The 12926-nt window shown below is 66.4% G+C and carries 13 protein-coding genes and 1 pseudogene; 8 read left to right on the top strand and 6 right to left on the bottom strand.

The window, feature by feature from the left end; all coding sequences use genetic code 11:
* Positions 1-28: 28 nt before the first annotated feature.
* Both FR943_RS08705 and FR943_RS08700 read right to left on the bottom strand, forming a co-directional pair.
* Positions 29-1312, bottom strand: coding sequence for a thymidine phosphorylase (locus FR943_RS08705; RefSeq protein ID WP_217156194.1), 1284 nt, complete (start codon positions 1310-1312; stop codon positions 29-31).
* 97 nt (positions 1313-1409) lie between these two features.
* On the bottom strand, positions 1410-1808 hold the full coding sequence (locus tag FR943_RS08700; protein WP_217156042.1) for a cytidine deaminase: 399 nt from the start codon (positions 1806-1808) through the stop codon (positions 1410-1412).
* 214 nt (positions 1809-2022) lie between these two features.
* Between FR943_RS08700 and sdhC the strand changes: the two genes are divergently transcribed.
* The 4 genes from sdhC to FR943_RS08680 are packed head-to-tail and all read left to right on the top strand — an operon-like array spanning position 2023 to position 5454.
* Positions 2023-2439: a succinate dehydrogenase, cytochrome b556 subunit gene (gene sdhC / locus FR943_RS08695; protein WP_217156041.1), complete on the top strand. Its 417-nt coding sequence runs from the start codon at positions 2023-2025 to the stop codon at positions 2437-2439.
* Positions 2436-2909: a succinate dehydrogenase hydrophobic membrane anchor subunit gene (locus FR943_RS08690; RefSeq protein WP_217156040.1), complete on the top strand. Its 474-nt coding sequence runs from the start codon at positions 2436-2438 to the stop codon at positions 2907-2909. The genes sdhC and FR943_RS08690 overlap by 4 nt, the downstream gene beginning before the upstream one ends.
* A gap of 3 nt (positions 2910-2912) precedes the next feature.
* Positions 2913-4667, top strand: coding sequence for a succinate dehydrogenase flavoprotein subunit (gene sdhA / locus FR943_RS08685; RefSeq protein WP_217156039.1), 1755 nt, complete (start codon positions 2913-2915; stop codon positions 4665-4667).
* Position 4668: 1 nt separating this feature from the next.
* Positions 4669-5454 (top strand): succinate dehydrogenase iron-sulfur subunit, encoded by a 786-nt coding sequence (locus FR943_RS08680; RefSeq protein ID WP_217156038.1) that lies wholly within the window; start codon positions 4669-4671, stop codon positions 5452-5454.
* Positions 5455-5512: 58 nt separating this feature from the next.
* On the opposite strand, the gene FR943_RS08675 is transcribed toward FR943_RS08680, so the two are convergent.
* Positions 5513-6370 (bottom strand): putative endonuclease domain-containing protein, encoded by an 858-nt coding sequence (locus FR943_RS08675; RefSeq protein WP_217156037.1) that lies wholly within the window; start codon positions 6368-6370, stop codon positions 5513-5515.
* A 103-nt stretch (positions 6371-6473) separates the two neighbouring features.
* Here FR943_RS08675 and FR943_RS08670 point away from each other — a divergent pair.
* Positions 6474-7079: pseudogene (locus FR943_RS08670) on the top strand (carboxymuconolactone decarboxylase family protein); the annotation flags it as partial.
* A gap of 12 nt (positions 7080-7091) precedes the next feature.
* Complete coding sequence (locus tag FR943_RS08665) at positions 7092-7883, top strand: phosphatidylethanolamine N-methyltransferase family domain-containing protein (RefSeq protein ID WP_217156035.1); 792 nt, start codon at positions 7092-7094, stop codon at positions 7881-7883.
* Here FR943_RS08665 and FR943_RS08660 read toward each other — a convergent pair.
* The 3 genes from FR943_RS08660 to FR943_RS08650 all read right to left on the bottom strand — a co-directional run bounded on the left by FR943_RS08660 (position 7871) and on the right by FR943_RS08650 (position 10881).
* A complete protein-coding gene (locus FR943_RS08660) occupies positions 7871-8380 on the bottom strand; it encodes a PPOX class F420-dependent oxidoreductase (RefSeq protein WP_217156034.1) in 510 nt (169 codons plus the stop codon). The genes FR943_RS08665 and FR943_RS08660 overlap by 13 nt on opposite strands.
* The gene (locus tag FR943_RS08655; protein WP_217156033.1) at positions 8380-9303 is read right to left on the bottom strand and encodes a sigma-70 family RNA polymerase sigma factor; all 924 of its coding nucleotides are present in this window, start codon (positions 9301-9303) and stop codon (positions 8380-8382) included. The genes FR943_RS08660 and FR943_RS08655 overlap by 1 nt, the downstream gene beginning before the upstream one ends.
* Before the next feature lie 99 nt (positions 9304-9402).
* Positions 9403-10881: a gamma-aminobutyraldehyde dehydrogenase gene (locus tag FR943_RS08650; RefSeq protein WP_217156032.1), complete on the bottom strand. Its 1479-nt coding sequence runs from the start codon at positions 10879-10881 to the stop codon at positions 9403-9405.
* Between the two features lie 111 nt (positions 10882-10992).
* Here FR943_RS08650 and FR943_RS08645 point away from each other — a divergent pair, with 111 nt between their 5' ends.
* Together FR943_RS08645 and FR943_RS08640 are read left to right on the top strand one after the other, a co-directional pair.
* Complete coding sequence (locus FR943_RS08645) at positions 10993-11505, top strand: Lrp/AsnC family transcriptional regulator (RefSeq protein WP_217156031.1); 513 nt, start codon at positions 10993-10995, stop codon at positions 11503-11505.
* A complete protein-coding gene (locus FR943_RS08640; protein ID WP_217156030.1) occupies positions 11502-12872 on the top strand; it encodes an aspartate aminotransferase family protein in 1371 nt (456 codons plus the stop codon). Before FR943_RS08645 ends, FR943_RS08640 begins: the two co-directional genes overlap by 4 nt.
* The last annotated feature ends 54 nt before the right edge of the window (positions 12873-12926 follow it).

Genomic DNA, 12926 nt, shown 5'->3' with positions numbered 1-12926 from the left:
CAACAAGCGCACGTTCGCGGAGGCCGAGCTACCCGATCCGGTCGAGGACCAACGGCCGTGGCGTGGGTGCGGCGGCGCCGACGGACCACGCACCGTCCAGTTCGGCCAGCGCGGCCGGCAGCCGCTCGGCAGTCTCGGTGTACAGCGTGAACAACGGCTCGCCTGCGGCCACCGGCTCACCCGGCTTGCGGTGGATCCGTACACCGGCACCGGATTGCACCGAATCCCCCGGTTGGGCCCGGCCGGCGCCGAGGCGCCAGGCTGCCATGGCCACGCCCATGGCGTCGAGGTCGCCCATGATGCCGCCCTGCGGGGCGGTCACGGTCTCGGTGGCCGTGCCCAGCGGCAGCGGCCGGCTCAGATCGCCGCCCTGGGCCGCCACCAGCGCGCGGAACCGATCCATCGCGCTGCCGTCGCGCAGCGTCTCGGCCGGGTCGGTGCCGTCGATGCCGGCGGCGTCCAGCATCTCGGCGGCCAGCGTCAGCGTCAGCTCGACCACATCGGCAGGACCGCCGCCGGCCAGCACCTCCAACGACTCGGCGATCTCCACGGAGTTGCCGACGGTGCAGCCCAGCGGGCAGTTCATGTCGGTGAGCAGGGCGCGGGTCGCAACGCCGTCGGCGACTCCGAGATCGACCATCACCTGGGCCAGGAGGCGGGCTTCGGCCTCGGTCTTGAGGAAGGCGCCCCGGCCCACCTTGACGTCGAGAACCAGCGCCCGCGCACCCTCGGCGAGCTTCTTGCTCATCACCGAACTGGCGATCAGCGGGGTCGAATCGACCGTGGCGGTGATATCGCGCAGGGCATAGATCTTGCGATCGGCCGGGGCCAGCTCACCGGCGGCGAATATCGCCCCGCCCACGTCGGAAAGCTGTTGCCGGATACGGTCTTTGGACAGCTCCGCGGTAAAGCCGGCAATCGACTCCAGCTTGTCGAGGGTGCCTCCGGTGTGCCCGAGTCCGCGGCCGGAGGCCTGCGGAACGCCGGCTCCACAGGCCATGACGACCGGCAGCAGCGGAATGGTGATCTTGTCCCCGACCCCGCCGGTGGAATGCTTGTCCACCAAGGCAAGCGGCGCTCCGCCGCGGCGCAGGGCGGTGAAGTCGAACCGCTCCCCTGAACCCACCATGGCAGCAGTCCACCGGGTCGTCTCGGCCGCGGACATCCCGTTCAGGAAGATCGCCATCAGCAGCGCGGCCATCTGCTCGTCGGCGACCCGGCCATGCGTGTAACCGTCGATCACCCAGTCGATCGCGGCGTCGGACAGCACACCGCCGTCACGTTTGGTTCGGATAATGGTTGGCGCGTCGATGACGAAATCCTACTGCGCACGTCGCGACCCACGGCACCGGACAAAAGCTACTCGCCGGTAACTAGGGGGTGGCCCGGAATCGTTGGACCACTTGGTCTTAGCCGCGCGCGAGATCCTCCGGCCCGAACGCGTCGGGCAAGAGCTCACGCAGCGGCCGCGCCCCGTGTGAGTGGTCGATGAGCAGTTCCGGCCCGCCGTGTTCCAGCAAAACCTGCCGGCACCGCCCGCAGGGCATCAGCGGGCCGCCGTCAGGCCCCACACACGACAGTGCGAGCAGCCGCCCCCCGCCCCCGGAATGCAGGGCGCAAGCCACAGCGCACTCGGCACAGAGACCTAGGCCATATGAGACATTCTCCACATTGCATCCGGTGACGATGCGACCATCGTCGACGAGCGCCGCCGCGCCGACCGGAAAGCCCGAATACGGCGCGTACGCGTGGCTCGACGCTTCAATTGCCTTGTTACGCAACAGATTCCAGTCGACCGCGAGAGTCACGAGGCCGTCCCCAACATAGGTTCTGAATGCATTCCGAAACCCCAATTCCCGAGCCTCACATTAAGATAGGTAAGCCTAACTTTTGTGCGTTTAGCAGGCCGAACGGCTCAACCGTAATTCGTTCGCCACTGCAAATGGGTTTAGAGTCGCCCCGAGGTTTGGGGCTAATTCAGACGTGGCCCCGGACGTCCCACCGATGGCGTTGGAGGGCCCGATGAGTACTCAGACGGAGGTACCGGCTCCGCAACCCAGGAAAACACGACGGCGCACCCTTTACCGCGGTGATCCGGGAATGTGGGCCTGGGTACTGCACCGGATTACCGGTGCCACCATTTTCTTCTTCCTGTTCGTTCACGTCCTCGATACCGCGCTGGTGCGGGTGAGCCCGCAGGCCTACAACGAGGTCATCGAGACGTACAAGACACCCATCGTCGGATTGATGGAGATGGGACTGGTCGCCGCAGTGCTGTTTCACGCACTGAACGGCATCCGGGTCATCCTCATCGACTTCTGGCAGCAGGGTCCCCGCTACCAGCGGCAGATGCTCGCGGTCGCGGTCGGGGTCTTTGCCGTGGTTCTCGTCGCAGCACTAGGAGTTCTAGGTATGCACATGGTGGAGCGGTTCCTGTGAGCGCGCCAGCAGCGGGCGAGTCGCGACTGGGCCGCCCGGCACCGGTGATGGAACGCGAGCATGACCGACCGGCCGCGCTGGACCACCCGCGCGCCCCCCGCAAACCCCGCGGCATCCCGTACTTCGAGAAGTATGCCTGGCTGTTCATGCGGTTCTCCGGACTGGCGCTCGTGTTTCTCGCCCTCGGCCACCTCTTCATCATGCTGATGTGGTCCAACGGCGTGTACCGCATCGACTTCAACTATGTCGCGGAGCGCTGGGCCTCGCCGTTCTGGCAGATCTGGGACATGGCGCTGCTGTGGCTGGCGATGATCCACGGCGCCAACGGCCTGCGCACCATCATCGGCGACTACTCCCGCAAGAACGTCACCAAGTTCTGGCTGAACGCGCTGCTGCTGCTGGCGACTGGGTTCACGTTGGTGCTGGGCACCTACGTCCTGGTCACCTTCGACCCGAATATTGGGGGTTAACCGATGATTCAGGAACATCGCTACGACGTCGTCATCGTCGGTGCCGGCGGCGCCGGCATGCGTGCGGCCGTCGAGGCCGGTCCGCGCGTGCGCACCGCCGTGCTGACCAAGCTGTACCCCACGCGGTCGCACACCGGCGCGGCCCAAGGCGGCATGTGCGCCGCGCTGGCCAACGTCGAAGAGGACAACTGGGAGTGGCACACCTTCGACACCGTCAAGGGCGGCGACTACCTCGCTGACCAGGACGCCGTCGAGATCATGGCCAAAGAGGCCATCGACGCGGTGCTCGACCTGGAAAAGATGGGGATGCCGTTCAACCGCACCCCCGAGGGCCGCATCGACCAGCGTCGCTTCGGCGGGCACACCCGTGACCACGGCAAAGCCCCGGTGCGCCGGGCCTGTTACGCCGCCGACCGCACCGGCCACATGATCCTGCAGACGCTGTACCAAAACTGCGTCAAGCACGACGTCGAGTTCTTCAACGAGTTCTACGCCCTGGACATCGCGCTCACCGAGACCCCGGCCGGCCCGGTGGCCACCGGTGTCATCGCGTACGAGCTGGCGACCGGCGACATCCACGTCTTCCACGCCAAGGCGATCGTGTTCGCCACCGGCGGTTCGGGCCGGATGTACAAGACCACCTCCAACGCCCACACCCTGACCGGCGACGGCCTGGGCATCATCTTCCGCAAGGGACTTCCCTTGGAAGACATGGAGTTCCACCAGTTCCACCCGACCGGCCTGGCCGGCCTGGGCATCCTGATCTCCGAGGCGGTGCGCGGCGAGGGCGGCCGATTGCTCAACGGCGAGGGCGAGCGGTTCATGGAGCGCTACGCGCCGACGATCGTCGACCTGGCACCGCGCGACATCGTCGCCCGGTCGATGGTGCTGGAAGTGCTCGAAGGCCGCGGCGCCGGACCGAACAAGGACTACGTCTACATCGACGTGCGCCACCTCGGCGAGGACGTGCTGGAAGCCAAGCTTCCCGACATCACCGAGTTCGCTCGCACGTACCTGGGTGTGGACCCGGTCACCGAGCTGGTGCCGGTCTACCCCACCTGCCACTACGTCATGGGCGGTATCCCCACCACGGTGAACGGCCAGGTGCTGCGCGACAACACCAACGTCATCCCCGGCCTGTACGCCGCCGGGGAATGCGCGTGCGTGTCGGTGCACGGCGCCAACCGCCTGGGTACCAACTCGCTGCTGGACATCAACGTGTTCGGCCGTCGCGCCGGTATCGCTGCCGCGGAGTATGCACAGAACCACAACCACGTCGACCTGCCGGAGAACCCGGCCGACATGGTGGTGGGCTGGGTCGGAGACGTCCTCTCCGAGCACGGCAACGAGCGCGTCGCCGACATCCGCACCGCGCTGCAGCAGTCGATGGACAACAACGCCGCGGTGTTCCGCACCGAGGAAACCCTCAAGCAGGCGCTCACCGACATCCACGCGCTCAAGGAGCGGTACGCCCGAATCACCGTGCACGACAAGGGCAAGCGCTACAACAGCGATCTGCTCGAGGCCATCGAACTGGGCTTCCTGCTGGAGCTGGCCGAGGTCACCGTCGTCGGTGCGCTCAACCGCAAGGAATCCCGCGGCGGTCACGCCCGCGAGGACTACCCCAACCGGGATGACACCAACTACCTGCGGCACACCATGGCGTACAAGGAAGGCCCCGACCTGCTTTCCGACATCCGGCTGGATTACAAGCCCGTGGTCCAGACGCGCTACGAGCCGATGGAAAGGAAGTACTGATATGAGTGCACCTGTCATCGACAAGCCAGAAGCCGGCGATCCGCCGCTGCCCCCGGTGCCCGACGGCGCGGTCATGGTCACCCTCAAGATCGCCCGGTTCAACCCGGAGAACCCCGACGCCGCAGGCTGGCAGAGCTTCCGGGTGCCGTGCCTGCCGTCGGACCGGCTGCTGAACCTGCTGCTGTACGTGAAGGGCTACCTGGACGGCACGCTGACCTTCCGGCGCTCGTGCGCCCACGGCGTGTGCGGGTCCGACGCCATGCGCATCAACGGCGTGAACCGGCTGGCCTGCAAGGTGCTCATGCGCGACATGCTGCCGAAGAACCCCAAGAAGCAGCTGACCATCACCATCGAACCGATCCGCGGCCTGCCCGTGGAAAAGGACCTGGTGGTGGACATGGAGCCGTTCTTCGACGCCTACCGGGCCGTGAAGCCGTTCCTGATCACCAGCGGCAACCCGCCCACCCGGGAGCGCATCCAGAGCGCCACCGACCGGGCCCGCTACGACGACACCACCAAGTGCATTCTGTGCGCCTGCTGCACCACGAGCTGCCCGGTGTTCTGGAGCGAAGGGTCCTACTTCGGTCCGGCCGCGATCGTCAACGCGCACCGGTTCATCTTCGATTCGCGTGACGAGGCGGCCGCCGAACGGTTGGACATCCTCAACGAGGTCGACGGTGTGTGGCGCTGCCGCACCACGTTCAACTGCACCGAGGCCTGCCCGCGTGGCATCCAGGTGACCCAGGCGATCCAGGAGGTCAAGCGCGCCTTGATGTTTGCGCGCTGATCCACTGTGCCGAGTGTGAAGAAGATCGCGAGATTTCTCGAAAATCTCGCGATCTTCTTCACATTGGAGACCCTGCTGCCTGCAGCGCGGCGCGGGTACGGGCGACGATCATGCGTTGACGGTGGCGCAACAGGTCGGCGCCAACCCTGACGATCTGCCAGCCGAGCTCGCGATACTCCGCATCCTGGTCGATGTCCTTGGTGCGCTGCCTCGGATCGGTCCAGTGCTGAATCCCGTCGTATTGCACACCGACCTTCCACTCCGGCCAACCCATGTCGATGCGCCCCACCAGCTCGCCCCACTTCCCGAACACCTTGATCTGAGTCTGAGTCGGCCGCATACCCGCCTCGGTATAGAGCAGGCGGAGACGGGTTTCCTGGGGTGATTCGGCGCCATGGTCGGCAAGCTCGAGAACGTTTCGCAGTTGCACCAGTCCCCGCACACCCGGGTGACTGTCGATAAGTGCTCGCACCTCAACAAGTTTCAGATCGCAGGCCTGCAGCAATGCATCCACCCGCTCGACCGCGACCGGCAATCCCCATCGACGTCCCAGGTCGAACGCCGTCCTGGCCGGTGTCGTCACCTTGATCTCGCGGACCGTGCAGACTTCCCCGTCAGCGAGTGAATCGCTGTGCAGAATGATGCCGTCGGTCTTGTGCCGGCTCGTGTGGATCAGCTCCGCTGGGTGCTCGGCCCTGATCCACTTGGCACCGTGCAGCGCGGCCGCCGACACACCCGCCACGACCGCACGTCGTCCCGACCACAGCCACGCCGCGACCGCCTTGTCGACGGGTTTGAGCACTGCACCGCGCGGGACGTACACGTCCCAATGGAGCATGTCGTAGCGGGTGGTCAGCTGATACCGATTGAGTTTCCTCGCCGCGAGCGCCTCGGACCCGACAAATGGCAATGGCATGCGAATAGGACGCAGCGCAGGTCAGTGCGGTTCCACGGCCCGCGAATGTGAACATGATGGCGAGAATTCTGGAAAGTCTAGCGATCTTCTTCACGTTGGGCCGTCACACATCGCCGGGCTGCCTCGTCTGATGGGTATGACCACAACACGAATCACCCCCGTCACCCCCAAACAAGCCGGCCTGCTGACCCGCACCATGTACTGGTTCGCCAAGCGCCGGTTCGGTGAGGTGCCCGAACCGTTCGCGGTGGCCGCCCACCACCCGCGGCTGCTGATCGCCAACGCCGCCCATGAAGGCCTGCTGCAGAACGGCTCGAAGAAGCTGCCCGCCACGGTCCGTGAGCTGGCAGTGTTCTGGACCGCCCGCACCGTCGGCTGCTCGTGGTGCGTGGACTTCGGCGCGATGCTGATGCGGCTGGACAACCTCGATGTCGAACGGCTCAGATCGATCGACGACTACGCCACCTCACCGTTGTTCACCGACGACGAGCGGGCCGCGATCACCTATGCCAATGCCATGACCACCGATCCGCACACCGTCACCGACGAGCAGGTGACCGACCTTCGCCAGCGGTTCGGCGAGGACGGGGTGATCGAGCTGACCTACCAGATCGGCGTGGAGAACATGCGGGCGCGGATGTACTCGGCGCTGGGAATCACCGAGCAGGGCTTCAACTCCGGGGATGCCTGCCGGGTTCCGTGGGCGTGATAGACAAACCGGGTGCACTGGTACACCGGCAACACGATCTATGACAGCGTCCTGACCGCGGCGTTCGCTTTCGCGGCATTCGTGATCATCGGCGGGTTCTTCGCGCAGAGCTCCTACGGCCGCTTCTCGACGACGAAGCTCGGCTTGAACCTCAATCCGAAGCTCGGCTGGTGGCTCATGGAGATCCCGGCGACCGTGGTGTTCTTGGTGTGTTACCTGGCCGGGCCGCACCGGTTCGAGCCGACGTCGCTGGTGCTCGCCGGGATCTGGCTGCTGCACTACGCCAACCGGGGATGGTTCTTCCCTTTGGCGATCCGGCAGGCGCCCGGCAAGCGCGGCACGTTCAACATCTCGGTGATCGTGATGGGCATGCTCGTCACCTCCATGCACGGCTACCTCAACGGCACCCTGTTCAGCCACGACTTCTTCGGGCAGTACGGCACCAGGTGGCTGACCGACCCGCGATTCCTGGTGGGTTTGGTGATCTACCTGTGCGGGTTCGCGCTGCTGGTCAACTCCGAGTCGATCGTGCGCAACCTGCGCGGCAAGAACGATCCCGGCGGGCAGGAGTATCGGATCCCGTTCGGCGGCGGCTTCCGCTTCGTCAGCAGCCCGGCGTATTTGGGCGAGATCATCGCGTGGTCCGGTTTCGCGCTGCTGACCTGGGCGCTGCCCGGCGTCGCCATCCTGCTGATCACCGCCGGCAATCTGATTCCCCGGGCGCTGGGTACCCACGGCTGGTACCAGGAGAAGTTTCCCGAGTACCCCACCGACCGCAAAGCGCTGATCCCCTACGTGTTGTGAGGCTCCGCTTCCCGCGGTCTGATCTCGATGAAAGCCATTGGCACACCGAGGGTTTGACTGCCCACGTCGAGGCTGCGCTCAAACAGCTTCATCGGCGTGCTCCAGTTGGCCGCGATCACCGTGTCGGCGTGCGCATGTTCCGCCTCGGGCAGGATGCGCGCCACACCGGCCACCACCGGCCCGGCCGGCCGGCCGCGCAGATTGCTCGGCACCACAAGGACATTGGGGTTGTTGCGGATCCGTTTGACCTTGCCGGTCGACGCGTCGGTGCGCACATAGAGCTTTCCCCCGGCAACACCGTGGTTGATCGGACTGGGTATCGCTTCACCTGACTTCTTGAACGTCACCAGCACGATCTGCCGGTAGTTCTCGAATCCCGTGAAGTCCGTGCCGGTCGGCGCACCGATGTCGAAGGCGTCACGGTGGCGCATCTTGTCCATGCCGCGGAACATCATTCGGCTGAACGTGTGGGACAGGGCCCCGGGCTCGTTCGGCATCACGTCGTACCTCCAGGCTCAGTACCACCGCGCAGCGGGGTTCCGGTGAACTTGTCGGGGTTGGCGATGTCCCACACCGCGCAGACCAGTCCGTCGCGCACGGTCACCGCGGTGACCCGTGGCATCATCTCCGGGTAGCCCTCGGCGCCCGGGGATCCCGGGTTGTAGCTGCCTAGCTGGCCGTTGACGAGGGCGAGTTGGCTGTCGGCCAACCAGTTCGGGCCATAGCGCTTCGCCAATCCGAACAGGAACCTGGCCACCTTGTCGGGCCCGTGGATGACCCGGGCCGCCGTCGGTGCGCGCCGGTTGGAGTCGCCGGTGAAGGTGACCTCGGGATGCAGCAGACTCACCACCGCGCTCATATCGCCGGCGGCCAGGGCCGCCATCAGGGCCCCTGCCACTTCGTTGTGGGTGCTGTCGGGCACCGGGGGCGGGGCATCGGCGACCTGTTTGCGGGCCCGTGACGCCAACTGGCGTGCGGCGGCCGCGGTGACACCGAGTACCTCGGCAATCTCGTTGAACGGCAACGCAAAACCGTCGTGCAACACGAAGGCCACCCGCTGATCGGGGGTGAGCCGCTCCAGCACCACCATGGCCGCGAATCGGGCGTCCTCGCCGGCCACCACGGCACCCAGCGGGTCGTTCGCGTCGAGCCCGGTCACCACGGGTTCTGGCAGCCATTCCCCGTAATACGCCTCGCGCCGGTGCGCCGCGGAACGCAACCGGTCCAGGCCCAGCCGGCTCACCACCGTGGTCAGCCAGGCCCGCGGGTCGGCGATCGTGGCCTGGTTGTCATGCCAGCGCAGCCAGGCGTCCTGCACGATGTCCTCGGCGTCGGCGTAGGTGCCCGTCAACCGGTAGGCGACCGCCAGCATGTGCGGCCGCAGCGCCTCGAATTCATCGGTGCGCGCCGCAGTGGTCACAGGCCCAGCTTAGCCGCGCCGAGTGTCACGCCAGGGTGACTGTCGCCCTCGAGTGCCACTCCAGCGTGACAGTCGCGGCCGGCGGCGGCCACGAAGGCATCAGCGCTTGTTGAAAACCGTGCGGTGCCAGCCTTTTTCGGCGACACCGGTGATGTCGCTCATCACGTGTTTGACGGTCAGGTATTCCTCGAAGGAGTAGTCGCTCATGTCCTTGCCGAAGCCGGACGCGCCGACGCCGCCGTGCGGCATCTCAGAGATGATCGGGATGTGGTCGTTGATCCACACACATCCGGCGTTGATCTCGCGCGACGCCCGCTGGGCCCGATACACGTCGCGGGTCCAGGCCGAGGCGGCCAGGCCGTAGTCGGTGTCATTGGCCTGCCGCAGCGCGTCGTCGTCATCGGTGAACGGGCGCACGGTCAAGACCGGGCCGAAGATCTCGTCGCGGTACACCTCGGACGTCTCGGCGACGTCGGCGATCAGGGTGGGACGGTAGAACGCGCCGGGCAGATCGGGCATCTGCCCGCCGGTGACGATACGTCCGCCCTGCTCGGGCGCCCGGGCCACCATGCCCGCCACCTTGTCGCGGTGCGCGAAGGAGATCAGCGGGCCCAGGTCGGTGTCGGGGTCGTGCGGATCCCCGACGACGATGCGGCTCATCACCTCGGCCACCCCGGCGACGAAGTCGTCGTAGAGGTCGCGGGCGACGATCGCCCTGGTGGCCGCGGTGCAGTCCTGGCCGGTGTTGATCAGGGAAGCGGCCACCGCTCCCTCGATCGCGGCGTCCAGATCAGCGTCGTCGAACACCACGAACGGCGCCTTGCCGCCCAGTTCCAGCTGGGTGCGGTGACCGTGGATCGCGGCGGCGGCCATCACCTTGCGCCCCACGTCGGTCGAGCCGGTGAACGTCACCACGTCGACATCGCGGTGCCCGGCCAGCGCCGCCCCGACATCGCCGCCCGCCCCGCTGACCACGTTGAACACGCCGCCGGGCAGGCCGGCCTCGGCGGCCAGCCGGGCCAGCGTGAGAGTCGTCAGCGGGGTGATCTCGGCGGGCTTGATGACGACGCTGCAGCCGGCCGCGAGCGCCGGGATCACCTTCCACACCGCCATCTGCAGCGGATAGTTCCACGGGGTGATGGTGGCGACGACGCCGACGGCCTCGCGGCGGATGCTGGATGTGTGGTCACCGGAGTATTCGGCGGTGGCCTTGCCTTCCAGGTGGCGCGCCGCACCGGCGAAGAAGTCGATGTTGTCGATGCTGCCGGGCACGTCGAACTCGGTGGCCAGGCGCACCGGCTTGCCGGTCTGGGCGACCTCCTCGGCGATCAGGTGCTCGGCCGCGTCGCCGGCCAGCGTGGCGAGTTTGGCCAGCACTGTCGATCGTTCGGCAGGCGTGGCGTTGGCCCAGCCTGGGAAGGCCGCGCGGGCGGCGGCGACGGCGTTGTCCACGTCGGCCGGGGTGGCCAGGGCGTAGTCGGCGACGGTGCTGCCGGTGGCCGGGTCGATGATGTGGTGGGTGGCTCCGGCCGTTGCCACCGGTGCGCCGTTGATCCAGCTGCCCACTGCCCCACTCATGTCCCCACGCTAACCGATCCAGCCACGCAATCCCACCGTACGAGCCCGCCGAGACAATCGAATACATCGATTCTGTTGCCCTAAACGACGAATTCCGTGCACAATCGGTGCATGACCGACCCCGATGGTCACGACGTTGCCCCGGTACCGCTGCGCGTGAGCAATTCCCGCACCGGCTTTCAACTCGACGACCTGTCCAAGGCGATCATCGAGAAGTTGCAGGCCGACGGACGCCGTTCCTATGCCGGCATCGGCAAGGCCGTGGGGCTGTCGGAAGCCGCAGTGCGTCAACGCGTGCAGCGCATGGTCGACGCCGGGGTCATGCAGATCGTCGCCGTCACCGATCCGTTGCAGCTCGGGTTCGCCCGTCAGGCGATGATCGGCATCCGCTGCACCGGCGACACCCTCAAGCTGGCCGAGAAGCTCGCGACCATCGAGGCGGTGGACTACGTGGTGCTGACGGCCGGATCCTTCGACGCGATCATCGAAGTCGTCTGCGAAGACGACGACAGCCTGCTGGAGCTTCTCAACACCGAGATCCGCGCGCTGCCGGGAGTGATCACCACCGAAACCCTGGTGTACCTGAAACTTGTCAAACAGCAATACAATTGGGGAACTCGATGAGTACCACCGATCCGGCCGAGCTGGCAGCCAAGGCCGACCGGCACCTCTGGGGTCACTTCTCTCGCCACGGCGCGGGTATCACCCCGCCGATCATCACCCGCGGCGAGGGGGTACGGATCTTCGACGCCTTGGGCCGCAGCTACCTCGACGGCTTGAGCGGTCTGTTCGTCGTCCAGGTCGGCCACGGCCGGGCCGAGCTGGCCGAAGCCGCAGCCAAGCAGGCCCAGACGCTGGGCTACTTCCCGCTGTGGTCCTACGCCACACCCCCGGCCATCGAATTGGCCGAGCGGATAGCCCATTACGCACCTGGCGACCTGAAACGGGTGTTCTTCACCACCGGCGGCGGCGAGGCCGTCGAGAGCGCCTGGAAGCTGGCCAAGCAGTATTTCAAGTTGACCGGCAAACCCGGCAAGCACAAAGTGGTTTCGCGCGCGATTGCCTACCACGGCACCCCGCAGGGCGCGCTCGCGATCACCGGGATCCCGGCCTTCAAGGCGCCGTTCGAGCCCTTGACCCCCGGCGGCTTTCGCGCACCGAACACCAACTTCTACCGCGCACCGGCCGAGTATGCCCACGACGAAAAGGTTTTCGGCCGCTACTGCGCTGACCGCATCGCCGAGGCCATCGAATTCGAAGGTCCGGATACGGTGTGCGCCGTCTTTCTCGAGCCGGTGCAGAATGCCGGCGGCTGCTTCCCGCCCCCGCCCGGCTACTTCGAGCGGGTCCGCGAGATCTGCGACGCCTATGACGTGCTGCTGGTCTCCGACGAGGTGATCTGCGCCTACGGCCGGATCGGTTCGATGTTCGCCTGTGACGACTTCGGGTACGTGCCCGACATCATCACCTGCGCGAAGGGACTGACGTCGGGCTATTCACCGCTCGGGGCGATGGTGGCCAGCGACCGGTTGTTCGAGCCGTTCGACGACGGCAAGACGGTGTTCGGCCACGGCTATACCTTTGGCGGGCATCCGGTTTCAGCCGCGGTGGCGATGGCCAACCTCGACATTTTCGAGCGCGAGGGGCTCAACCAGCACGTCAAGGAAACCGCTCCGGCGTTCCGGGCCACCCTGGAGAAGCTCTATGACCTGCCGATCGTCGGCGACGTCCGCGGTGCGGGCTTCTTCTACGGCATCGAACTGGTCAAGGACAAGACGACCAAGGAGACGTTCAACGACGAGGAGGCCGAGCGGCTGCTGCGCGGGTTCCTCACCCCGGCGCTGTGGGAGGCCGGACTGTACTGCCGCGCCGATGACCGTGGCGACCCGGTGATCCAGCTGGCCCCGCCGCTGATCAGCGGACAGGCTGAGTTCGACGCGATCTACGAGATCCTGCACGGTGTGCTGAGCGAGGCGGGCAAGCTGCTCTAGGCTCGGCTCCTCACGCACGAAACGGCATTCCAGCAGAAGAAGTTCGAGTAACTC

It is taken from the genome of [Mycobacterium] fortunisiensis (assembly GCF_019050325.1).
Classification (GTDB): domain Bacteria; phylum Actinomycetota; class Actinomycetes; order Mycobacteriales; family Mycobacteriaceae; genus Mycobacterium; species Mycobacterium fortunisiensis.
This window is presented reverse-complemented; position numbering and strand designations above follow the sequence as displayed.

Bases quoted from the DNA above. Each gene is read 5' to 3' on its own strand.
- FR943_RS08675 (WP_217156037.1), bottom strand. From the start codon at position 6,370: ATGCCATTGCCATTTGTCGGGTCCGAGGCGCTCGCGGCGAGGAAACTC.
- FR943_RS08680 (WP_217156038.1), top strand. From the start codon at position 4,669: ATGAGTGCACCTGTCATCGACAAGCCAGAAGCCGGCGATCCGCCGCTG.
- FR943_RS08660 (WP_217156034.1), bottom strand. From the start codon at position 8,380: ATGCCGAACGAGCCCGGGGCCCTGTCCCACACGTTCAGCCGAATGATG.
- FR943_RS08640 (WP_217156030.1), top strand. From the start codon at position 11,502: ATGAGTACCACCGATCCGGCCGAGCTGGCAGCCAAGGCCGACCGGCAC.
- sdhA (WP_217156039.1), top strand. From the start codon at position 2,913: ATGATTCAGGAACATCGCTACGACGTCGTCATCGTCGGTGCCGGCGGC.
- FR943_RS08645 (WP_217156031.1), top strand. From the start codon at position 10,993: ATGACCGACCCCGATGGTCACGACGTTGCCCCGGTACCGCTGCGCGTG.
- FR943_RS08650 (WP_217156032.1), bottom strand. From the start codon at position 10,881: ATGAGTGGGGCAGTGGGCAGCTGGATCAACGGCGCACCGGTGGCAACG.
- sdhC (WP_217156041.1), top strand. From the start codon at position 2,023: ATGAGTACTCAGACGGAGGTACCGGCTCCGCAACCCAGGAAAACACGA.